Raw genomic sequence first — 22,290 nt, 5'->3', positions numbered from 1 at the left:
ACGCTGCCATATCAAGGCGTTGGCGAAACCATAACCGATTGCACAGGCTGTTCGTGCACAGACGTTTGAGTTGAGCAACTTTCGGGCCGCTTCACAGCTGTGCCGAGTTACCCAGTTTACGTCCACTGTGATTACACACGAAGTGCGTGCGGATTTCGCGCGGTTATCCACAGCATGGCGTGGATAACCTTGCACGGGAAAATCGGAAAACTGTGAGAAAGGCGCGGCCGATCAGCCCGTCCAACCGACGCGGCGTGCGCGCAGCGCGCGGATCAGGAAGCGGGCGGGGTCGACCGCGTCGGCGAGTTCGCGCTCGAGCGGCCACGGCTCGCCTTCGAGTTGCGACGCGATCAGCTCGGCGCCGAGCGCAGCCCACACGAGGCCGCGCGAACCGAAGCCGAATGCGCCGTAGAGGCCGGGCATGCGCGGCAGGTCGCGCGCCTGCGCACCGCCCAGCGCGCGTGCGTTCGCGGTGGCCTGCGCTTCGTCGGCGAGCGGGCCGACGAGCGGCAGGCGGTCGCCGACGACCCAGCGGAACGCCACGCGCCCGCGCAGCGCGGCGGGGTCCGGCAGGTCGCCGATCAGGCCCGGCAGCAGATGCCGCACGCGCTCGAGGTTTTCGACGTGGCCGGCCGTCCGCATCGCGGGATCGGTATCGTCGGGTTCGAACGTGGCGCCGATCAGCAGCGTGCCGTCGTCGAGCGGGACCGCGTAACCGTCGCCGATCGCCGGGCACGGCAGCGGCGCCGTGGTGCCCGGCGGCAACAGCGTGAGCTGGCCGCGCACCGGTTGCAGCGCGATATGCCGCAGCCCGGCAAGACGCGCGGCGTCGCCCGCGTTCGCGAGCACGACGACGGGCGCATCGGCCAGCGTGGCGCCGGTATCGTCGAGCGCATGCCAGGTGTCGCCCCGCCGTTCGAGCCGCGCGACGCAGGTGGACGCAAGCAGGCGCACGCGCTCGCCGGCCGCCGCAAATTGCGCGGCGCACAGCCCGGCCGGCCAGACGGCGCCGCCGTGCGGAAACAGCAGGCCGCCATGCGCGACCGGCAGATTCAGGTGCGCACGCGCGGCCTCGGCATCGAGCAGGGTGACGTAGTCGGACGGTGCGCCGAACGCATCGAACGCGTCGCGCATCCGCGCAAAGTCGTCGGCCGATTCGGCGAGATGGATCATCCCGTGCGTGCTGCGTGCGAACGCATGCCCCGCGCGTTCGAGGGCGTGCCAGCGTGCGATCGCGTGCAGGAAGCCGCCGCGCGTGAGCCGGCTCGCGACGTTGTCGTCGCGCGTCATCAACGGATGGAAAACCCCGGCCGGGTTGCCCGACGCTTCGCTCGCGATCCGTTCATGCCGCTCGATCAGCGTGACGTCCCAGCCGCGCGCAGCCAGGCGTTCGACCACCGCGCAGCCGGCGAGGCCCGCGCCGATCACGATCGCGCGGCGCGCTGCAACGGGCAGTGCACGCGGCGGCTCGTGCCGGCGCGCGCGCCAGCGCGGCGCATATTCGCCGACGAGACGATCGTCGACTTCGCGGAACGTGAAACCTGTTTCGCCGAGCGCGTGTTTTACGTCGTCGGACTTTGCATGCGTCGCAAACGTCGCGTGTTCGCCGGCGATTTTCGCGAATGCGCGGATCCCGTCGTTCGATGCCGCGGCGCCATCGAGAAAAAACGCATCGGCGCGCGCGACGAGCTTCTTAGACAGATCGATCGCATTGCCGAACGCGAGCGTGAGCACCACGCGTCCTTCGTCGAATTCGAGCCGATGCAGGCCCGGCACGAGGATCGGCCATGCATCGATCAATGCGCCGACGTCTGCCGATATGGTTGTGCCTGCAACCATATGGGAAACCGCGCGGCGCAGGTCGTCGCGCGAGAACGGGTGCGGCTCGAGCGCGACGACATGCAGCCGTTCGCAGCGCGCAGGATCGTCGCGCCACGCGGCCCAGGCCGCGAGGAAGCCGGCGCCCGCGCCGAACTCGGTCGTGACGATCGTGAACGTTCTGCGCCGCTGCCAGCGGGCGGGCAGCCCGTTGCCCGCGACGAACGCGCGATGCGCGTGCGCGAGCGTGCCGGATGCGCCGCGATGAAGCTCGCCGAACTCGGGCGAGACGAGCGTGCCGTCGTCGCGAAGCGCGAGCGTGGCGTAAACAAGTCGGTCGGGCATGCGAAACAAAAAACGTGGCGGCCAAGCCTGGCAAGGGATTGCGGGAGGCCGTCCGACCGGCCGTTGGAAAAGGGCAACGGGGTGACGTACGGGCGGACCACGCTGCGTATCCTGTCCGGTTGGCGCAGGTCAAAAAACGGTCAATCGACGATTCATTCGGCGAAATACCGATGAAAATCTTTGAAACCCTTGTCGTTATTGGGTTTGCGCTGCGCTATCATAGCAACGCCGTACCGCGGGGTGGCCGCCGGCAAGCCGGAGGGCGCGTCGCGCGGGCCAGGATTCGGCGCTGTGTCGTCGGAGTCTGACTCTCGACGGCACGGTTCGCGCACGTATAATCGGCGCGTTCGCGCTGTTCGTGTCAACCTAACCTGATAAAGGAACCTTAATGAACAAACAGGAACTGATCGACGCCGTCGCCGCCCAAACGGGCGCCAGCAAGGCTCAAACCGGCGAAACGCTGGACACGCTGCTCGAAGTCATCAAGAAGGCCGTGTCGAAGGGTGATGCGGTTCAGCTGATCGGCTTCGGCAGCTTCGGTTCGGGCAAGCGCGCAGCACGTACGGGCCGCAACCCGAAGACGGGCGAAACCATCAAGATCCCGGCAGCCAAGACGGTCAAGTTCACGGCTGGCAAGGCGTTCAAGGACGCCGTCAACAAGCGTTAAACCCGCGCCTGTTCCAGAAAAAAACCCGCCTCTCGGCGGGTTTTTTGTTGGGCGCGCGCGGCATTTTCGCCACAGTCCGCACCGCTCTTGCAAAAGTTAACGGTTACTTTTACGAGCCGTTACACGCGATCACGCATGCACGATCTGCGTGTCGCCGTGATCGTCGTCGTCGTGCGAATCGACGTCCCACGCCGGGAACGGATCGTCGAACGCCGCCCATCCCGTCGCGCCGAGTGCGAACTCCGCATCGGTCAGCAGGCACGCGTCGAGTTTCGTGCGCCACGCATCGGCGTCGAGTGCGATGCCGATGAGCACGAGTTCCTGCCGGCGATCGCCGACCGTGCGATCGTCGAGATCGCCCAGCCATTCGGCGCGGATTTCAGCGAGCAGCTCGTCGTCGTCCGGCCATTCCGCGCGATCCTGCGCCGCCCACCACGAACCCGCCGGCCCGTGCCGGCATACGCCGCCCGCCTGCGACAGCGAACCCGCGATGTCGTTGCGCGTCGCGAGCCAGAAGAAACCCTTGCTGCGCAGCACGCCCGGCCACTCCTGATGCAGCAGCGCCCAGAGCCGTGCCGGGTGAAACGGCCGGCGCGCGCGGTAAACAAAATTGCCGATCCCGAATTCGTCTGCTTCGCCGTGCACGTGCGCATGATGGTCGTCATGGCAGTCGGGGTCGTCGCAATGCGTGTGATCGTGGTCGAGCGACGCGAGCCAGCCCGGCGCATTCGCGGCTTCGTCGAAATCGAAGCGGCCGGTGTTCAGTACTTCGTCGAGCGGCACGTTGCCGAACGTCGACACGACCTGGTGCGCGCGCGGATTGAGGCGTGCGAGGATATGCTGCAGGCGCGCGAGATCGTCCGCGGCGACCAGGTCGGCCTTGTTGATCACCAGCACGTCGCAGAATTCGATCTGCTCGATCAGCAGCTCGACGAGCGTGCGGTCGTCGTCTTCCGACGCGGCGATGCCGCGCGTCGCGAGCGCGTCGTCGGAGCCGTAGTCGCGCAGGAAGTTGTACGCGTCGACCACGGTCACGAGCGTGTCGAGCCGCGCGACGGCCGACAGCGACGCGCCGTCGTCGTCGACGAACGTGAACGTTTCGGCGATCGGCATCGGCTCCGCGATACCGGTCGATTCGATCATGATCGCATCGAAGCGGCCCTCGGACGCGAGCTTGCGGATCTCGATGAGCAGATCGTCGCGCAGCGTGCAGCAGATGCAGCCGTTCGACATTTCGACGAGGCGTTCCTCGACGTGCGACAGCGCCTGCGCGTCGCGCACGAGCGAGGCGTCGATGTTGACCGCCGCGAGATCGTTGACGATCACCGCGACTTTCAGGCCCGCGCGGTTCGCGAGGACGTGGTTGAGCAGCGTGGTCTTGCCGGCGCCGAGGAAGCCGGACAGCACGGTGACGGGCAACGGCTGTTTCATTGCCGGATTCATGATGATATGCACCAACGGAAAAGATGAAAAAGCGGCCGCGGCGCCCTGCCGGGGCGCGTTCGGCCCGCACGCGGGCGAAACGGCGGCGTCAGCCCGCATTGTGCATCAAACGCGCGCCGGCCGACCCGGCGTCAGCCGGCGATGCGGCGCGGCATCACTGCGCGGCCTGAGAGGCCGGAGTGGTTTGAGCAGTTTGAGCAGTCTGCGTGGGCAGCAACTTCCATTGCGTCAGGATGCCGGCGATCTGCCGCGCGTACTTGTCGCGCAGCGACGGCGTTTCCGAATGATAGGCGCCGACCGCCTGCCACGTGTTGCCGTAGCGGTTCATCTTCTGTCGGAGATGCCACGCGGCGATGTACACGTTCTTGCACGGTTCCATCAGCGTGTCGCGGCCGATCCCGTAGCGCGACAGCGTCGGCAGGTGGATCGAATTGATCTGCATCAGGCCGTAGTCGACCGAGCCGTTCGTATTCTTGTTCAGCGCACCGGGCCGGTTGCGCGACTCCTGCCACGCGATCGCGCGCAGGATCAGCGGATTGACCTGCTGGTATTTGGCCGCTTCGTCGAAACAGTCCGCGCGTGCGTTGCCGCTGGCGAACCACGCGCCGGCGGCGATCAACGCGATCGAAGCGAACCGTCTGTTCATCGTGCGGAAACGAAAAGGAATTGCGCGAAGCTCCGGGAAAACCCGTGCCTGTTTATTAGTGCGACGAGAAACGCGCCGCCCGTATCATACCGGCAGACCGCCGGATTGCGACAGGCAGGAATACGACAGCCCGGTTATACCGCATTTCCGTGTCGGTTCATCGCGAAATTGGGACGGCGGCGGGAGGCGACGGCCGGCATGCGGAGTATGACATCGATCCTTACATATTGCATACGGCTCGCCGGATACATGTCGTATGTGAGACAGTCTTCGGATCAATGTGATATTTCGGACATGAAAAACTGCTAATGTCGCCTCTTTCGGACCTGGATCCCAGCACTACCGCCGGAAGTGGCCTGAGCCGGCATCGACCCATTCATCCATGACAAGAAATCGCTTCGTTATGCGGCGTATCGCCACGACCCTGCTCGTGGCCGGCATCATCGTCTCGCAGGCCGCCTACGCTCAGGTCACGCTCAACTTCGTGAATGCGGATATCGACCAGGTCGCGAAGGCGATCGGCGCCGCGACCGGCAAGACCATCATCGTCGACCCCCGCGTGAAGGGGCAGCTCAATCTCGTGGCCGAACGGCCGGTGCCGGAAGACCAGGCGTTGAAGACGCTGCAGTCCGCGCTGCGCATGCAGGGCTTCGCGCTCGTGCAGGATCACGGCGTGCTGAAGGTCGTGCCGGAAGCCGACGCGAAGCTGCAGGGCGTGCCGACCTATGTCGGCAATGCGCCGCAGGCGCGCGGCGACCAGGTGATCACGCAGGTGTTCGAACTGCACAGCGAATCGGCGAACAACCTGCTGCCCGTGCTGCGGCCGCTGATCTCGCCGAACAACACGGTGACGGCCTACCCGGCGAACAACACGATCGTCGTGACCGACTATGCGGACAACGTGCGCCGCATCGCGCAGATCATCTCGGGCATCGACAGCGCCGCGGGCTCGCAGGTGCAGGTCGTGACGCTGCGCAACGCGAACGCGATCGACCTCGCCGCGCAGATGCAGAAGATGCTCGACCCGGGCGCGATCGGCAACAGCGACGCGACGCTGAAGGTATCGGTCACGGCCGACCCGCGCACCAACTCGCTGCTGCTGCGTGCGTCGAACGCGTCGCGCCTCGCGGCCGCGAAACGCCTCGCGCAGCAGCTCGATGCGCCGAGCGCGGTGCCCGGCAACATGCACGTCGTGCCGCTGCGCAACGCCGATGCGGTGAAGCTCGCGAAGACGCTGCGCGGGATGCTCGGCAAGGGCGGCAACGACAGCGGCTCGTCGGCGTCGTCCAACGATGCGAACAGCTTCAACCAGAGCGGCGGCTCGTCGTCGAGCGGCAACTTCTCGACCGGCACGTCGGGCACCCCGCCGCTGCCATCGGGCGGCCTTGGCGGTTCGTCGTCTTCGTCGGCGTACGGCAGCGGCTCGTCCAACGGTGGCGGCCTCGGCAGCGGCGGCCTGCTCGGCGGCGACAAGGAGAAGAACGACGACAACCAGCCGGGCGGGATGATCCAAGCCGACTCGGCGACCAACTCGCTGATCATCACCGCGTCCGATCCGGTTTACCGGAACCTGCGCTCGGTGATCGACCAGCTCGACGCGCGGCGCGCGCAGGTCTACATCGAAGCGCTGATCGTCGAGCTGAATTCGAATACGTCCGGCAACCTTGGCATCCAGTGGCAGGTGGCGAGTGGCCAGTTCCTCGGCGGCACGAACCTGAATCCGTCGGGCGGCCTGGGCAACAGCATCGTCAACCTGACGGCGGGCGGCTTGACCAACGCAGCCGGCGGGGTCACCGGTGGCGGGCTGGCCTCCAATCTCGGCCAGTTGGCCCAAGGGCTCAACATCGGCTGGCTGCACAACATGTTCGGCGTGCAAGGGCTCGGCGCGCTGCTGCAGTACTTTGCGGGCGTGAACGACGCGAACGTGCTGTCGACGCCGAACCTGATCACGCTCGACAACGAGGAAGCGAAGATCGTCGTCGGCCAGAACGTGCCGATCGCGACCGGCTCGTATTCGAACCTGACGAGCGGCACCACGAGCAATGCATTCAATACCTACGATCGTCGCGACGTCGGCCTGACGCTGCACGTGAAGCCGCAGATCACCGACGGCGGGATCCTGAAGCTGCAGCTCTATACCGAGGATTCCGCGGTCGTCGCCGGCACGACCAGCTCGCAGACCGGCCCGACCTTCACGAAGCGCTCGATCCAGTCGACGATCCTGGCCGACAACGGCGAGATCATCGTGCTCGGCGGCTTGATGCAGGACAACTACCAGGTATCGAACAGCAAGGTGCCGCTGCTCGGCGACATCCCGTGGATCGGCCAGCTGTTCCGTTCGGAATCGAAGGTGCGCGCGAAAACCAACCTGATGGTATTCCTGCGCCCGGTGATCATCTCCGATCGCAGTACCGCGCAGGAAGTGACGGCCAACCGCTACGACTACATCCAGGGCGTGACGGGCGCATACAAGTCGGACAACAACGTGATGCGCGACAAGGACGACCCGATCGTCCCGCCGATGCCGATCGGTCCGAGCCAGGGCGGCACGCCGGCCGGCAACCTGTTCGATCTCGACAAGATGCGTCGCCAGCAGTTGCAGCGCCAGGTGGCGCCGGTGCCGGCCCAGCCGTTGCCGGAGGCGACGCCCGCGCAGCCGCAGAGCGTGCCGCAGCAGGCGGTGCCGCAACAGCCGCTGACCACCGCGCCGGGAGCCTCGCAGTGAGCGACGTGCTCGCGTCTTCCACTCACGACGGCGCGCCGGGCGAACGCCAGCCGCCGTCGCCGCTCGCCGCTCGCCTGCTGCCGTACGGCTTCGCGAAGAACGGCCAGGTGCTGATCGCGCATCAGCTCGACGACACGCTCGAGGTGTGGATCAGCGAACGCACGAGCGATGCCGCGCTCGCGGAAATCGCGCGCAACTTCGGCTCGATCGCCGTGCATCGCGTGCCGGCCGACGAGCTCGCGCAGGCGATCAACCAGGCCTACGCGCGCCAGGACGGCAGCGCCGCGCAGGTGGTCGGCGAGGTCGAAGGCGAAGTCGACCTGTCGCGGCTGATGCAGGACATCCCCGAGGTCGAGGATCTGCTCGAATCGGAAGACGACGCGCCGATCATCCGGATGATCAACGCGCTGCTCACGCAAGCGGCGCGCGAACAGGCGTCGGACATTCACATCGAGCCGTTCGAGAATGCGTCGGTCGTGCGCTTTCGCGTCGACGGCACGCTGCGCGACGTCGTGCGCCCGAAGAAGGCGCTGCATGGCGCGCTGATCTCGCGGATCAAGATCATGGCGCAGCTCGACATCGCGGAGAAGCGCCTGCCGCAGGACGGCCGTATCACGCTGCGCGTCGGCGGCCGGCCGGTCGACGTGCGCGTGTCGACGCTGCCGACCGGGCACGGCGAGCGCGCGGTGCTGCGTCTGCTGGAAAAGGATGCGGCGCGCCTGAACCTCGAGGCGCTCGGGATGGGTCGCGACACGCTCGTCCAGTTCGACAAGCTGATCGCGCGCCCGCACGGCATCGTGCTCGTCACGGGCCCGACCGGTTCGGGCAAGACGACCACGCTGTACGCGTCGATGTCGCGGCTCGAAACCGCGACGACCAACATCATGACCGTCGAGGACCCGATCGAATACGACCTGTCCGGCATCGGCCAGACGCAGGTGAACGAGCGGATCGGGATGACCTTCGCCCGCGCGCTGCGCTCGATCCTGCGCCAGGACCCGGACGTGATCATGATCGGCGAAATCCGCGACCTCGAAACCGCGCAGATCGCGGTGCAGGCATCGCTGACGGGCCACCTCGTGCTCGCGACGCTGCACACGAACGATGCGGCGTCCGCCGTCACGCGTCTGACCGACATGGGCGTCGAGCCGTACCTGCTCGCGTCGTCGCTGCTCGGCGTGCTCGCGCAGCGCCTCGTGCGCCAGCTCTGCCCGGTCTGCAAGGAAGAGCGGCACGAGGAAGGCCGCACCGTGTGGCATCCGGTCGGCTGCGACAAGTGCGGGCATTCGGGCTACTCGGGCCGGCGCGGCGTCTACGAATTGCTGCTGGTCGACGATTCGATCCGCGCGCTGATTCACCGCAATGCGGCCGATGCCGAGATTCTGGCCGCCGGCCGCGCGGAAGGGATGCGCACGCTGCGCGACGACGCCGAGCGCTGGCTCGCGTCGGGGGCGACGTCGCTCGAGGAAGTGCTGCGCGTGACGGGAGGCGCATAGCGCGATGCCGGCATTCCGTTTCGAAGCCATCGATTCGGCGGGACGCGCGCAGAAAGGCGTGATCGATGCCGACAGCGCGCGCGCCGCGCGCGGCCAGCTGCGCACGCAGGGGCTCACCCCGCTCGCCGTCGAGCCGGCCGCGAGCGCGAAGCGCGGCGCGCGTTCGCAGCGGCTCGCGTTCGGCCGCAAGCTGTCGCAGCGCGAACAGGCGATCCTCACGCGCCAGCTCGCGAGCCTGCTGATCGCGGGGCTGCCGCTCGACGAGGCGCTCGGCGTGCTGACCGAGCAGGCCGAGCGCGACTACATCCGCGAACTGATGGCCGCGATCCGCGCGGAAGTGCTCGGCGGCCATTCGCTCGCGAATGCGCTGGGTCAGCATCCGCGCGATTTTCCGGAAATCTATCGCGCGCTGGTCGCGGCCGGCGAGCATACCGGCAAGCTCGGCATCGTGCTGTCGCGCCTCGCCGACTACATCGAGCAGAGCAATGCGCTGAAGCAGAAGATCCTGCTGGCGTTCACGTATCCGGGCATCGTCACGCTGATCGCGTTCGGCATCGTCACGTTCCTGCTGAGCTATGTCGTGCCGCAGGTCGTCAACGTGTTCGCGAGCACGAAGCAGCAGTTGCCGATCCTCACGGTCGTGATGATGGCGCTGTCGGAATTCGTGCGGCACTGGTGGTGGGCGATCCTGATCGCGGTCGCGCTCGTCGTGTGGTTCGTGAAGGCGACGCTGTCGCGCGCCGGGCCGCGGCTCGCATTCGATCGCTGGGTGCTGACCGCGCCGCTCGCGGGCAAGCTCGTGCGCGGCTACAACACGGTGCGCTTCGCGAGCACGCTCGGCATTCTCACCGCGGCCGGCGTGCCGATCCTGCGCGCGTTGCAGGCGGCCGGCGAGACGCTGTCGAACCGCGCGATGCGCGCGAACATCGACGACGCGATCGTGCGCGTGCGCGAGGGCTCCGCGCTGTCGCGCGCGCTGAACAACGTGAAGACGTTTCCGCCGGTGCTCGTGCACCTGATTCGTTCGGGCGAAGCGACGGGCGACGTGACGACGATGCTGGATCGCGCGGCTGAAGGCGAAGCGCGCGAGCTCGAACGCCGCACGATGTTCCTGACGAGCCTGCTGGAGCCGCTGTTGATCCTCGCGATGGGCGGCATCGTGCTCGTGATCGTGCTGGCCGTGATGCTGCCGATCATCGAGCTGAACAACATGGTGCAGTGACGCGACGGCCCGCGTGCCGGGCCGCCGCCGTTCAGCGCATGTAGATCGCGGGGGACGGCGTGTTGGCCGGGAGCTGGACTTCGGCGCGGGCGCCGTTGCGGTCGACGATGATCGAGCGCGGGCGTACTTCGGCGAGCTTCGCGCCGGGCGTGACGTCCGCGCCGAGCGACACGGCGCGCGGCGGTTCGCCGCCGACGCCGACGATCGCCGCGCCGCCGTGATCGAGCGCGAGAATGCCGAACAGGTGGATGTCCTGGACGGGACTCTTGTCGAGCTGACCGCCGAAGAGCGCGGCGGCGTCCTCGGTGCGGATCGGCAGCCGCGCGGCGGCGGCGGGCAGCGGCGCTTCGCGGGCCGACAGCGTGACGACCCAGTAGGTGGCCGTCGCGCACAAACCCGCGAAGAGGGCGAGGGAAAGGATCCGGATCGAGAGCGCGTTCATGCGCGCTATTGTACGGATGTATATGAAATTTGCGTTGGGTGAAAGCCCTCGGCGATGCGCGCCTTACAATGCGTGCTCCGCGCCCGCCGGTCCGGAAGGTTGCTGTCAGGCAATCGTCCGGTGCGCCGGGTGCGTCACTCAATCGACGACATTTTTTGGAAAGAGGTAGTCAGTCATGCAAACGTGGATCACTCGCCGCAACGCGGCCGTGCGTCGTCAGCGCGGTTTCACGCTGATCGAGATCATGGTGGTGGTCGCAATCCTCGGGATCCTGGCGGCGCTGATCGTGCCGAAGATCATGAGCCGCCCGGACGAGGCGCGCCGCATCGCCGCGAAGCAGGACATCGGCACGATCATGCAGGCGCTCAAGCTGTACCGTCTGGACAACGGCCGCTATCCGACCCAGGAGCAGGGCCTGAATGCGCTGATCCAGAAGCCGACCACCGACCCGATCCCGAACAACTGGAAGGATGGCGGCTATCTCGAGCGCCTGCCGAACGACCCGTGGGGCAACGGGTACAAGTACCTGAACCCGGGCGTGCACGGCGAGATCGACGTGTTCAGCTACGGCGCCGACGGCAAGGAAGGCGGAGAGAGCAACGACTCCGACATCGGCTCGTGGCAATAAGCCGACGCTGATCGCCCCGACGTTTCATTGCCGCTCTTCATGCTCGCCATGCGCACGACTTTCCGCTGCGGCCGCGACTGCCGTGTGCGTCGCGGTGCGGTGCCGTCCGTACCGGCCGGTGCCGATGGCGGCTTGACGAAGCGCGGCGCGGCGCGGCGTCGCGCGCGCGGCTTCACGCTGCTCGAAATGCTGGTCGTGCTCGTGATCGCGGGGCTGCTCGTGTCGCTCGCGTCGCTGTCGCTGACGCGCAATCCGCGCACCGACCTGCGCGAGGAAGCGCAGCGCATCGCGCTGCTGTTCGAGACGGCCGGCGACGAAGCGCAGGTGCGCGCGCGGCCGATCGCGTGGCAGCCGACCGCGCACGGTTTCCGTTTCGACGTGAGTTCGCCCGACGGCTGGCGCACGCTGTGCGACGACCTGCTGCGCCCGCGCGACTGGGACGGCGGCGTCACCGGCGCCGACATCGATTACCCGAGGTCGGACACGCACGCGAACCGCGTCGTGTTCGGCACCGAGAGCATCGACACGCCGGTGCGCGTGACGCTGCATTCGGCCGCCGGCAGCGCGACGATCGTCGGCACCGGCAACGGCCGCTACGAGGTGCAATGACGATGCGTCGTCGCCTGCCCTTCCCCGTTTCTTCATCCCGCGGCTTCACGATGATCGAGGTGCTGGTCGCGCTCGCGATCATCGCGGTTGCGCTCGCCGCGTCGATCCGCGCGGTCGGCACGATGGCGACCAACGCGTCCGACCTGCATCGCCGGCTGCTCGCCGGCTGGAGCGCCGACAACGCGCTCGCGCAGTTGCGCCTCACGCATGCGTGGCCGGAGGTCGGCGAGCAGAGTTTCGACTGCCCGCAAGGCAACGTGCAGCTCGTCTGCACGCAGCGCGTGAGCACGACACCGAACCCGGTGTTCCGGCGCGTGCGGATTTCGGTGAGCATGCCCGGCCACGCCGGCGTGCTCGCGCAGATGGTGACGGTGGTCGCGAATGAAACCAGCCGTCCGCTCTGACGCGCCGATGCGCCGCCCATCCGCCCCCCCGGCCCCCCCGGCCCGCCCGGCCCGCGGCTTCACGCTGATCGAGCTGATGATCGCGATCGCGATTCTCGCGGTGGTCGCGATCCTCGCGTGGCGCGGGCTCGACCAGATCATGCGCGGTCGCGACAAGGTCGCGTCCGCCATGGAAGACGAGCGCGTGTTCGCGCAGATGTTCGACCAGATGCGCATCGACGCGCGGCTCGCCGCGACCGACGACGAGGCCGGCCAGCCGGCGATCGGCGTCGCCGGCAATACGCTGCAGATCGTGCGCGAACTCGACGTGCCGGGCGTCGCGCCGCGGCTGCAGGTGGTCCGCTACCGGATCGCCGGCGGCCGCGTCGTGCGCTATGCATCGCCGCCGATCGACGACACGAACCGGCTGCGCACCCTGCTGAAGGACAGCAGCGTCGAAGGCTGGAGCTGGGTCGCGCTGATGGGCGGTGTCGGCGCGATCGACGCGAAGCTGTACGTGCCGCGCGTGGGCTGGACCACCAACCTGCAGACGGCCGACGAAGCGCTCGCGCAGAACAACGACGCGCTCAAGGTGCCGCAGATCGGCAACGCGCCGCCCGCGCGCGCGGTGACCGGGCTGCAGGTCAGCATCGGCGCGACGTCGCTGCGCGTGCCGGTCACGCGCATCTTCCTCGTCGGGGAATGACGATGCGTGCGCGCCCTGCCCGCCGAATGCCTGCACGCCGCCAGCGCGGCGCCGCGATCATCACCGCGCTGCTCGTGGTCGCGCTGTCGGCGATCCTGGTATCGGGGATGCTGTGGCGCCAGCAGGTGCAGATCCGCCGCATCGAGAACCAGCGCACGATCGCGCAGGCGCAGTGGGTTGCGCGCGGCGCGCTCGACTGGACCCGGATGATCCTGCGCTCCGAAGGCGACACGGCGCCCGGCATCACGTATCTCGGCGGGATCTGGGGCGTACCGATCGCGAAGACGAAACTGTCGGATTTCCTCGGCCGGATCGGCGCGCCCAACGACAGCGGCGGCGAAGACACCTATATCTCCGGCTCGATCGAGGACGCGCAGGCGAAGTTCAACCTGCGCAACCTCGTGTCGTCGCCGGCGCCCGGCGTGCTGCAGTTGAACGTCACGCAGATGCAGGCGTTCCAGCGCCTGCTGACGACGCTCGGCTACGACAGCGCGTTCGCGAAGCGCATCGCGCTGCAGGTGCGGGCGGGCCTGCTGCATTCGGCCACGCGGTTCCAGATGCCGAACCTGCCCGGCGGCGGCGGGACCGCCGCGAACGCCGCGACCGCCCCGGTGACGAGCGGCGACATGCAGGGCAGCGGCTTCACCGACGATCCCGGGATGTCCGGCGGGGACCGCGGGCCCGCGCCGCTGATGATGACGCGCGTCGACAGCCTGCTCGACGTCGACGGCGTGACGCCCGAGATGGTCGCGCGGCTGCGCCCGTTCGTCACCGTGCTGCCGACCACGACGCCCGTGAACATGAACACCGCGCCGGCCGAAGTGATCGCGGCGCTGGTGCCGGGGATGAGCGTGTCGTCCGCGCAGGCGCTCGTGTCGCGCCGCGAGACCGTGTTTTTCCGGAACGTCGGCGACGTGCAGCTCGCGCTGCGCGGCGCCGGCGCGCCGCCGAACGTGACGATCGACTCGAGCCTCGTCGACGTCAATTCGAGCTATTTCATCGTGCATGGCCGGATCCAGCACGAACGCGCGGAGGTCGACCGCACCTCGCTCGTGTATCGTGATCCGACCACGCACTCGACGCGGGTCGTGCGTATCCGCGACCAGCTATAACGACGCCAATCGGGAGAGGAGCTCTTGTGAGCACGTTGATTGTTTCTTTGCCGCCGCGCGAGCCTGCCGTGCCGTTGCAGGAATGGCAGTGGCCCGAGCTGCCGTTCACGCTCGTCGACAAGGCCGGCCAGGTGCAGCGCGCGGGCCGCGCGGCGCTGGCGCTGCTGCCGCGGGCGAGCGCGACGGTGCTGATCGTCGCCGCGCGCGACGTGCTGCTGCTGGCCGCGACCGTGCCGCCGCTGAAGGGGCCGAAGCTGCGCCAGGCGCTGCCCAACATCGTCGAGGATCAGCTGATCCAGGATCCGCTCGGCTGCCACATCGCGCTCGACCCGGCCGCGCTGCCCGACGGGCGCCGCGTGCTGGCCGTCGTCGATCGCGCGTGGTTCCGCACGATCTGCGATGCGTTCGCGGCGGCCGGCCACCGGCACCTGAGCGCGGTGCCCGCGACCCGCTGCCTGCCGGCGCCGCGCGCGCCGGCCGAAGCGGCATCCGCCGTGCTGGCCGACGGCGAGGCCATCGACGCCGCCCCGCTTGCCGCGGTCGCGGCCGTGGCCGCGCCGCCTGCCCGCCCGGCGACGGTCGCCGCGGTGCTCGGGCTTGCGACGGCGGTCGAACCGGTGCTCGTCGAAGCCGGCGCGCTGCCGGCGGCGGCCGGTGCGCCGCGCCTCGAGCTGGCGGTCGCGCGCGGCGCGCTCGGCGAAGGTTTCGCGGCGCCCGCGTCGCGCGCGGCCGGCACGCTGGCCGCGCTCGCCGGCGGCGGCGACATCGAACTGTACGAACTCGGCGAACCGGGCGCGGAGCCGCGGCTCGCGTCGGTCAGCCGCACCGACGGTCCGCTGCTGCCGGGCGCCGCGCCGCTGTCGTTCGACACGTTCGCGCGCCGGGCGCTGACCGAGCCATTCGATCTGTGCCAGTTCGAATTCGAATCGCAGCCGTGGCGCTTCGACCGCGCGACGGTGAAGCGTCTGCGCGTGCCGATCGCGCTTGCCGCGGCGACGCTCGGCGTCGCGGTGATCGGGATGAACCTGCACTGGTGGAAGCTGTCGCGCGAGCGCGATGCGCTGTCCGCGCAGATCACCGAGACGCTGCTGTCCGCGTTCCCGAAGACGACCACCGTGCTCGACCCGCCCGCGCAGATGCAGCGTCAGCTCGACCAGTTGCGCCTCGCGGCCGGCGAGCTGTCGCCGAACGATTTCCTCGCGCTGTCGAGCGGCTTGTCGCGCTCGATGGGCGCGCTGCCGCTGAACGGCATCGCATCGCTCGACTATCACGACCGGCGGCTCGACGTCGGCTTCAAGCCGGAGGTCAAGGTCGATCCCGATTTCACGCAGCGCCTCGCGCGTAACGGACTGTCCGGCGAAGTCGACAGCAACACGGGCAAATGGACGATCCGGAGCCGCTCATGAAAACCGAACAACTGAACCAGACGCTGGCCCAGTTCTGGGGCGAGCGCTCGCCGCGCGAGAAGACGCTGCTCGGCTGGGGCGGCGCCGTGCTGGCGGTCACGATCGCGTATTCGGTGCTGTGGTCGCCCGCTCAGGAAGGCCGCGCGCGGATCCAGCGCGAACTGCCGACGATGCGTCACGAACTCGCGCAGATGACCGCGCAGGCGAACGAGGCGAAGTCGCTGACGGCCGCCGCGCAGGGTGTCGCGCCGACCGGTCTCGCGCTGAAGGACGCGCTCACCGCGTCGCTGTCCGATCACGGGTTGCAGGGCGCGCAGGTGCAGATCGTCGGCAACGGCGTGCAGATCCAGATGAAGAACGTGTCGTTCCCGGCATGGACCCAGTGGCTCGACGATGCGCGCCGGCAGTTCAAGGTGCAGGTCGGCGAAGCGCACGCCACGGCGCTGAAGGACGACGGCCAGGTGGACCTGACGGCCGTGATGCAACCTTCCGTCCAGAAATAGATGACGGCAGTGGATGACGCAAACGAAGGCCGGCCGATGCGGCCGTGGGCAAGGTGGCTCGTCGCCGTGTTGCCGTGGGTGCTGGCGGGCGGCCTGGCGACGGCGGTGACGCTCGTCGCGCTCGCGCCGGCCGCATGGATCGCGCCGCAGTTCGCGCGGGCGACCGGCGGCCACGTGAACCTCGTCGATCCGGACGGGTCGCTGTGGCACGGCTCGGGCACGCTGATGCTCGCGCCCGGCGCCGATCAGAGCGCGGCGACGCTGCTGCCGGGCCGGGTCGAATGGACCACGCGCTTCTGGCCGCTGCTGACCGGACGCGTGCAGATGCGCATGCGGCAGACGGAAGCGATGCCCGATGCGGTCACGCTCGATGCGACGTGGCGCGGCGCGGTGCTGTCGGCGGGCACGATGGCCGTGCCCGCATCGCTGCTCGCGGGGCTCGGCACGCCGTTCAACACGCTCGACCTGCAGGGCGACGTGCGGCTCGGCTGGAGCGACTGGCGGCTGTTCGGCAACAACGCGTTCGGCCAGTTGACGGTGACGATCGATTCGATGAGTTCGCGCGTGTCGCGCGTGAAACCGCTCGGTTCGTACCGGGCGGTATTGCAGGCGAAGGGTGTGGGCGCCGATCTCGATCTATCGACGACGCAGGGCCCGCTGTTCCTCGACGGGCACGGCAGCTTCGGCCCTGGCCAGGGCGCATTCCGCGGGACCGCGCATGCGGCGCCCGAGCAGCAGGCGAACCTCGCCGGGCTGCTGAACCTGCTTGGGCACCCGATCGGCAACAACCAGGTGTCGCTGATCTTCGGCGACGCGCAGCGCTGAACGCGCGCGTCGCCCGCTTCCCTTCCTACTTCTGCGCGAGCTGCGCGGCGGCCGACGGTACGGTGGCCGCGGGCGCGGCCGCACCGGACGCCGGCAAAGGCGCCGGCGCGGCCATGTCGCCGTTCTCGCGCGCCATCTCCGATACGTTCCAGCCGCCGCCGAGTGCCTTCACGAGCCCGACCGACGACACCATCCGCTGGCCGGCGATCGTCGCGAGCTTCTGCTGGGCGGTGAACGCGGTGGTCTGCGCGGTCAGCACGTTCAGGTAGGCGACCGTGCCGGCCTTGTACTGGTTCGTGACGATCGCGAGCGAGTGCTCGGCGCTGTCGACGGCCTGCCGCTGCACGTCGATTTCCTGCGCGAGAATGCGCTGCGACGCGAGGTTGTCCTCGACGTCCTGGAACGCGGTGAGCACCGCGAGGCGATAGGCGGCGACGTCCTGATCGTAGGTCGCGCGCGCGGCGTCGGTCTGCGCGGCGCGCAGACCCGCGTCGAACAGCGTGGCCGCGAGCTGCGGGCCGACCGTCCAGAAGCGCGCCGGCAACGTGAACAGCTGCGACCACACCGAACTCTGGAAGCCGCCGGTGGCCGACAGCGTGAGCGTGGGGAAGAACGCGGCGATCGCGACGCCGATCTGCTCGTTCGCGGCCGCCGCGCGGCGCTCGGCCGCCGCGATGTCGGGCCGGCGCTCGAGGATCGCGGACGGCACGTCGACCGGCGTGATCGGCGGCTCGGCCGCGAGCGGGTTCGGCGGCAGCGAGAAGGTCGACGCCGGTTCGCCGATCAGCGTCGCGATCGCATGCTCGTACTGCGCGCGGGCGACGCCATTGTCGATCTGCGCGGCCTGCGCGCTCTGCAACTGCGTCTGCGCCTGGATCACGTCCGCACGCGCGGCGACGCCCTGCGCGTACTGGTTCTGCGTGAGCTGCAGCGACCGTTCGTACGACTTCACGGTGTCGTCGAGCAGCTTTTGCAGCGCATCGGACGTGCGCAACTGGAAATAGGTTTGCGCGAGCAGCGCCTGCTGCGACAGCCGCGCGTTCGCGAGATCGGCCGCGGCGGCCGCTTCGCCGGCGCGCTGCGCGCTGACGGTGCGGCTCACCTTGCCCCACAGATCGGGTTCCCAACTGGCGTCGAGGCCGACGCTGTAGCTGTTGTTGATCGACCCCGTCGACCCGCTGCCGAAATTCGACGACGAGCCCGACGACAGCGAGGTGCGCGGCGTCCGCGCGCGCGAGCCCGATGCGGTCAGCCCGACGGTCGGGAAATACGCGGCGCGCGCCTCGGTGACGAGCGCGCGCGCCTGCCGGTAGGCGGCCGCCGATTGCGCGATGGTCTGGTTCGACGCGTTGAGTTTGCCGATCAGCGCATCGAGCTGCGGGTCGCCGTAGACCGTCCACCACGCGCCGCGGTCGGCGCGATCGGCGGGCTGCGCGACTTTCCAGCCGGCCGGCGCTTCCTTGAAGGCGGCGGGGATCGACGTGTCGGGCCGGTGATAGTCGGGCCCGACGGCGCAGCCGGCGAGCAGCACGGCCGTCGCAATGGCGACGGCGGCGCTCAGCGGGCGAACGGCGCGCGGGAGTGAGGTGTACGGCATGGTGGTTTTCCTGTCTGGGCGCGGCGACCGGCGGGCGGCGCCGCGCGGTGCGGTCGTCATGCCGCTGGCGGACAAATGGTAACTGACGGCGGGAAAGCTGCGCAGCCCTAAGGGTACGGTGCGCGGCGGGCCGGATGTGTTACCGGCGCGACCGGCCGGTTTACCGGCCATTACGGCTTGCTTGCGGGAAAACGGGCGTGCGAACGGGGGGATGACGCCGGCCGCGCGTGACGCGGCCGGCGATCAGGCCGGATGGTGTGGCGCGCGCAGGCGGTGCGGCGTCAGTGGCAGCGCACGGGCGCCGCGACGGGTTCGGCGGCCCGCCATGTCGACGGCTCCGTCGCGGCCGGCTGGCTCGTGCGGCGGACGCCGCCCTTCGCGTTGCGCTGCCGGCGATGATCGAACCACGCGAACCCGAGCGCCGCGAGCGAGCCGCCAGGCACGACCAGCATCGTCACGTACAGCGCGATTTTCCAGCCGCGGTGCGGCCCGGAAAACACATGATGAGCGGTATCGCTCAGGTTGCGGCGCAGCGCGCCGGCGGCATTTTTCAGGAACAGCATCGCGAACATCCTCGGGTGCCCGGCAGCGCGGGCCAATCGGTCAGAACATAGTCTCCGGCAGTGCAACATGCACGTCGTAACTGGTTGACTCAAATAATATTGACTAAGCAATCATTTTTCAAGATACTGGACGCGTTTTAACCCGAAACGCACTATTGCTGCGCGCGCAATCGTATGACCGGCGGCCTCTACGATCCCGAGAACATCGCGCTGGAAACGAGCCTCGGCTATTACCTGTCGAAGGCGAAGCAGGCGCTCGTCGAGCGGATGGATCGCGCGCTCGAGCCGCTCGACCTCACCGCGCAGCAGATCGGCGTGATCCTGCTGCTGTCGCGCGGCTACGCACGCACGCCGTTCGAACTGTCGCGCAAGATGTCGTACGACAGCGGTTCGATGACGCGCATGCTCGACCGGCTCGAACGCAAGGGGCTGATCGCCCGCACGCGCAGCGAGCAGGATCGCCGGATGATCGAGCTGACGCTGACCGAGCGCGGCGTCGAAGCCGCCCGCGCGTTGCCGTCGCTGGTCGCGACCGTGCTCAATGCGCAGCTCGAAGGCTTCTCGGCCGACGAACTCGCGACGCTCACCGGCCTGCTGCAGCGCTTCATCGCCAACGGGCTCGGTTCGACCGGCTGCCCGAAGCCCGACGAACCCGACTGCTGATGCGCGCGGAGCCCCCTCATGTCCAAGTTAAACATTCGCTTATTTCTCTGTCTGGGCAGAAAATGACGAGGCACGCGCTCCGCTTTTTCCCTTTTTCATTCCACCCGGCCGGGCCGCGCTGCATCGCGCGTCCGTGCGTTGTGCCGGCGCGTCGCGCGCGCCGCGTCTAGGAGATTCCGATGTCCGCCACCACGGCATCCGCCCCCTCCCCCGCTGCCGAACCCGCGCCGCTGACCGGCGGCGCGCTCGCGCTGCTGACCGTCGGGCTTGCGCTCGGCACCTTCATGGAAGTGCTCGACACGTCGATCGCGAACGTCGCGGTGCCGACCATCTCGGGCAGCCTCGGCGTCGCGACGAGCGAAGGCACGTGGGTGATTTCGTCGTACTCGGTCGCGTCCGCGATCGCGGTGCCGCTGACCGGCTGGCTCGCGCGCCGGGTCGGCGAGGTGCGGCTGTTCACGATGTCGGTGCTCGCGTTCACGATCGCGTCGGCGCTGTGCGGCCTCGCGACCAATTTCGAGACGCTGATCGCGTTCCGGCTGCTGCAGGGCCTCGTGTCGGGGCCGATGGTGCCGCTGTCGCAGACGATCCTGATGCGCAGCTACCCGCCCGCGAAACGCGGGCTCGCGCTCGGGCTATGGGCGATGACGGTGATCGTCGCGCCGATCTTCGGTCCGTTACTGGGCGGCTGGATCAGCGACAACTACACGTGGCCGTGGATCTTCTACATCAACCTGCCGATCGGCGTGTTCTCGGCGACCTGCGCGTACTTCCTGCTGCGCGGTCGCGAAACGAAGACGTCGAAACAGCGGATCGACGCGATCGGCCTCGCGCTGCTCGTGATCGGCGTGTCGTGCCTGCAGATGATGCTCGACCTCGGCAAGGACCGCGACTGGTTCAACTCGTCGTTCATCGTCGCGCTCGCGCTGATCGCGGTCGTGTCGCTCGCGTTCATGCTCGTGTGGGAGGCGACCGAGAAGGAGCCGGTGGTCGACCTCACGCTCTTCAAGGACCGCAACTTCGCGCTCGGCGCGCTGATCATCTCGTTCGGCTTCATGGCGTTCTTCGGCTCGGTCGTGATCTTCCCGCTGTGGCTGCAGACCGTGATGGGCTACACGGCCGGCAAGGCCGGCCTCGCGACCGCGCCGGTCGGGCTGCTCGCGCTCGTGCTGTCGCCGCTGATCGGCCGCAACATGCACCGGCTCGACCTGCGGATGGTCGCGAGCTTCGCGTTCATCGTGTTCGCGGGCGTGTCGCTGTGGAACGCGACGTTCACGCTCGACGTGCCGTTCAACCACGTGATCCTGCCGCGGCTCGTGCAGGGCATCGGCGTCGCGTGCTTCTTCGTGCCGATGACGACGATCACGCTGTCGAGCATCTCCGACGAGCGGCTCGCGAGCGCGTCGGGGCTGTCGAATTTCCTGCGCACGCTGTCCGGCGCGATCGGCACCGCGGCCAGCTCGACGTTCTGGGAGAACGACGCGATCTACCATCATGCGCGGCTGTCGGAGTCGGTGAGCGTCTACGCGCAGAACACGACCGACTACCAGGGCGCGCTCGCGCAGCTCGGCATCGTCGGGCAGACGGCCAATGCGCAACTCAATCAGCTCGTCACGCAGCAGGGCTTCATGATGGCGACCAACGACTTCTTCCACCTGTCGGCGGTGATGTTCATCGCGCTCGCGGCGCTCGTGTGGATCACGAAGCCGAAGAAGGGCGCGGGGCCGGCGATGGGGCATTGACGGTCGGGCGCGGCCAGGCCTGTCGGCAGGCGACCGCGGTGTTGCGGACATGCACCATATGAACTAAGCTAATGTTGTATTAAACTTAGTTTATTTGAGGGATGGCCATGCAGACCTACAACATGCATGACGCGAAGACGAACCTGTCGCGTCTGATCGACGAGGCAGTTCACGCGGGTGAACCCTTCGTGATCGCGAAGGCCGGCAAGCCGCTCGTCAAGGTTGTGCCGATCGATGCGCCCGAGGCGACCCGGCCGCCCAGGATCGGCTTCATGAAGGGGCAGATCGTGGTGCCGGCCGACTTCGACACGATGGGTGACGAGGCCATCCGGAAGCTGTTCGAGGGCGACGCGTGAAACTGCTGCTCGACACGCACCTGATTCTTTGGGCGGCGGCGGACGCGACCGAATTGCCGGATGGTGCCCGTACGCTCATCGAGGATCCCGCCCATACCCTGTTGTTCAGCGTCGCCAGTCTCTGGGAGATCGTGATCAAGCGCGGGCTCGACCGCGACGATTTTCAGGTCGATCCGCACGTGCTGCGTCGCAATCTCCTCGACGCCGGCTACGTCGAATTGCCGATCGCGAGCGCGCATGTTCTCGCAGTCGAACAACTGCCGGCAGTGCATCGCGATCCGTTCGACCGGCTCCTGATTGCTCAGGCGATTTCGGAAGGCGTCACGTTGCTCACGCACGACCATACGGTTGCCCGGTATCCGGGCCCGATTCGGCACGTCTGATCGCGCCGAG

Annotated in this window: 22 protein-coding genes; 16 read left to right on the top strand and 6 right to left on the bottom strand. The window is 68.3% G+C overall.

Annotated elements, in window-relative coordinates:
* Positions 1-231: 231 nt before the first annotated feature.
* Positions 232-2,163 carry a bifunctional tRNA (5-methylaminomethyl-2-thiouridine)(34)-methyltransferase MnmD/FAD-dependent 5-carboxymethylaminomethyl-2-thiouridine(34) oxidoreductase MnmC gene (gene mnmC / locus CFB46_RS04445; protein ID WP_027783133.1) on the bottom strand — a complete coding sequence of 644 codons (1,932 nt, stop codon included), beginning with the start codon at positions 2,161-2,163 and terminating at the stop codon, positions 232-234.
* A gap of 388 nt (positions 2,164-2,551) precedes the next feature.
* On the opposite strand from mnmC, the gene CFB46_RS04440 reads away from it, so the two are divergent.
* The gene (locus CFB46_RS04440) at positions 2,552-2,830 is read left to right on the top strand and encodes an HU family DNA-binding protein (RefSeq protein ID WP_006401505.1); all 279 of its coding nucleotides are present in this window, start codon (positions 2,552-2,554) and stop codon (positions 2,828-2,830) included.
* A gap of 129 nt (positions 2,831-2,959) precedes the next feature.
* Here CFB46_RS04440 and CFB46_RS04435 read toward each other — a convergent pair whose 3' ends face one another.
* Complete coding sequence (locus CFB46_RS04435) at positions 2,960-4,273, bottom strand: GTP-binding protein (RefSeq protein ID WP_027783132.1); 1,314 nt, start codon at positions 4,271-4,273, stop codon at positions 2,960-2,962.
* Between the two features lie 154 nt (positions 4,274-4,427).
* Positions 4,428-4,919, bottom strand: a complete 492-nt coding sequence (locus tag CFB46_RS04430) for a lytic transglycosylase domain-containing protein (protein WP_027783131.1) — start codon at positions 4,917-4,919, stop codon at positions 4,428-4,430.
* Between the two features lie 382 nt (positions 4,920-5,301).
* On the opposite strand from CFB46_RS04430, the gene gspD reads away from it, so the two are divergent.
* The 3 genes from gspD to gspF are packed head-to-tail and all read left to right on the top strand — an operon-like array spanning position 5,302 to position 10,362.
* On the top strand, positions 5,302-7,644 hold the full coding sequence (gspD, locus tag CFB46_RS04425; protein ID WP_089499371.1) for a type II secretion system secretin GspD: 2,343 nt from the start codon (positions 5,302-5,304) through the stop codon (positions 7,642-7,644).
* Between the two features lie 5 nt (positions 7,645-7,649).
* Complete coding sequence (gspE, locus tag CFB46_RS04420) at positions 7,650-9,140, top strand: type II secretion system ATPase GspE (protein ID WP_306427301.1); 1,491 nt, start codon at positions 7,650-7,652, stop codon at positions 9,138-9,140.
* Positions 9,141-9,144: 4 nt separating this feature from the next.
* The gene (gene gspF / locus CFB46_RS04415) at positions 9,145-10,362 is read left to right on the top strand and encodes a type II secretion system inner membrane protein GspF (protein WP_027783128.1); all 1,218 of its coding nucleotides are present in this window, start codon (positions 9,145-9,147) and stop codon (positions 10,360-10,362) included.
* Between the two features lie 31 nt (positions 10,363-10,393).
* Here the strand turns inward: gspF and CFB46_RS04410 are convergent, their stop codons facing one another.
* Positions 10,394-10,804 (bottom strand): type II secretion system protein N, encoded by a 411-nt coding sequence (locus CFB46_RS04410; protein WP_027783127.1) that lies wholly within the window; start codon positions 10,802-10,804, stop codon positions 10,394-10,396.
* Positions 10,805-10,979: 175 nt separating this feature from the next.
* Here CFB46_RS04410 and gspG point away from each other — a divergent pair, with 175 nt between their 5' ends.
* Genes gspG through CFB46_RS04370 form a run of 8 tightly spaced genes read left to right on the top strand, consistent with a single transcriptional unit; the run spans position 10,980 to position 16,976 of the window.
* Positions 10,980-11,432 (top strand): type II secretion system major pseudopilin GspG, encoded by a 453-nt coding sequence (gspG, locus tag CFB46_RS04405; protein WP_027783126.1) that lies wholly within the window; start codon positions 10,980-10,982, stop codon positions 11,430-11,432.
* Positions 11,433-11,471: 39 nt separating this feature from the next.
* Positions 11,472-12,041, top strand: a complete 570-nt coding sequence (locus tag CFB46_RS04400; RefSeq protein ID WP_089499370.1) for a GspH/FimT family pseudopilin — start codon at positions 11,472-11,474, stop codon at positions 12,039-12,041.
* 2 nt (positions 12,042-12,043) lie between these two features.
* Complete coding sequence (gspI, locus tag CFB46_RS04395) at positions 12,044-12,445, top strand: type II secretion system minor pseudopilin GspI (protein WP_027783124.1); 402 nt, start codon at positions 12,044-12,046, stop codon at positions 12,443-12,445.
* Between the two features lie 7 nt (positions 12,446-12,452).
* On the top strand, positions 12,453-13,130 hold the full coding sequence (locus CFB46_RS04390; RefSeq protein ID WP_027783123.1) for a PulJ/GspJ family protein: 678 nt from the start codon (positions 12,453-12,455) through the stop codon (positions 13,128-13,130).
* Positions 13,131-13,132: 2 nt separating this feature from the next.
* The gene (gspK, locus tag CFB46_RS04385; protein WP_027783122.1) at positions 13,133-14,242 is read left to right on the top strand and encodes a type II secretion system minor pseudopilin GspK; all 1,110 of its coding nucleotides are present in this window, start codon (positions 13,133-13,135) and stop codon (positions 14,240-14,242) included.
* Between the two features lie 26 nt (positions 14,243-14,268).
* Complete coding sequence (gene gspL, locus CFB46_RS04380) at positions 14,269-15,648, top strand: type II secretion system protein GspL (protein WP_089499369.1); 1,380 nt, start codon at positions 14,269-14,271, stop codon at positions 15,646-15,648.
* Positions 15,645-16,151, top strand: coding sequence for a type II secretion system protein GspM (gene gspM / locus CFB46_RS04375; RefSeq protein ID WP_027783121.1), 507 nt, complete (start codon positions 15,645-15,647; stop codon positions 16,149-16,151). The genes gspL and gspM overlap by 4 nt, the downstream gene beginning before the upstream one ends.
* 36 nt (positions 16,152-16,187) lie before the next feature.
* Positions 16,188-16,976 (top strand): type II secretion system protein N, encoded by a 789-nt coding sequence (locus CFB46_RS04370; protein WP_027783120.1) that lies wholly within the window; start codon positions 16,188-16,190, stop codon positions 16,974-16,976.
* A gap of 25 nt (positions 16,977-17,001) precedes the next feature.
* Here CFB46_RS04370 and CFB46_RS04365 read toward each other — a convergent pair whose 3' ends face one another.
* On the bottom strand, positions 17,002-18,573 hold the full coding sequence (locus CFB46_RS04365; RefSeq protein ID WP_027783119.1) for an efflux transporter outer membrane subunit: 1,572 nt from the start codon (positions 18,571-18,573) through the stop codon (positions 17,002-17,004).
* A 281-nt stretch (positions 18,574-18,854) separates the two neighbouring features.
* Positions 18,855-19,136 carry a multidrug ABC transporter ATPase gene (locus tag CFB46_RS04360; protein ID WP_089499457.1) on the bottom strand — a complete coding sequence of 94 codons (282 nt, stop codon included), beginning with the start codon at positions 19,134-19,136 and terminating at the stop codon, positions 18,855-18,857.
* 174 nt (positions 19,137-19,310) lie between these two features.
* On the opposite strand from CFB46_RS04360, the gene CFB46_RS04355 reads away from it, so the two are divergent.
* The 4 genes from CFB46_RS04355 to CFB46_RS04340 all read left to right on the top strand — a co-directional run bounded on the left by CFB46_RS04355 (position 19,311) and on the right by CFB46_RS04340 (position 22,280).
* Positions 19,311-19,799: a MarR family winged helix-turn-helix transcriptional regulator gene (locus CFB46_RS04355; protein ID WP_089499368.1), complete on the top strand. Its 489-nt coding sequence runs from the start codon at positions 19,311-19,313 to the stop codon at positions 19,797-19,799.
* 179 nt (positions 19,800-19,978) lie between these two features.
* A complete protein-coding gene (locus CFB46_RS04350; RefSeq protein ID WP_027783116.1) occupies positions 19,979-21,541 on the top strand; it encodes a DHA2 family efflux MFS transporter permease subunit in 1,563 nt (520 codons plus the stop codon).
* A gap of 107 nt (positions 21,542-21,648) precedes the next feature.
* A complete protein-coding gene (locus CFB46_RS04345) occupies positions 21,649-21,897 on the top strand; it encodes a type II toxin-antitoxin system Phd/YefM family antitoxin (RefSeq protein ID WP_027783115.1) in 249 nt (82 codons plus the stop codon).
* Positions 21,894-22,280, top strand: a complete 387-nt coding sequence (locus CFB46_RS04340; protein WP_089499367.1) for a type II toxin-antitoxin system VapC family toxin — start codon at positions 21,894-21,896, stop codon at positions 22,278-22,280. The genes CFB46_RS04345 and CFB46_RS04340 overlap by 4 nt, the downstream gene beginning before the upstream one ends.
* Positions 22,281-22,290 lie beyond the last annotated feature (10 nt).

This window comes from Burkholderia sp. HI2761 (assembly GCF_002223355.1).
Classification (GTDB): Bacteria; Pseudomonadota; Gammaproteobacteria; order Burkholderiales; family Burkholderiaceae; genus Burkholderia.
The sequence above is the reverse complement of the archived record's forward strand: the minus strand, read 5'-3'. Positions and strand labels throughout refer to the sequence as shown.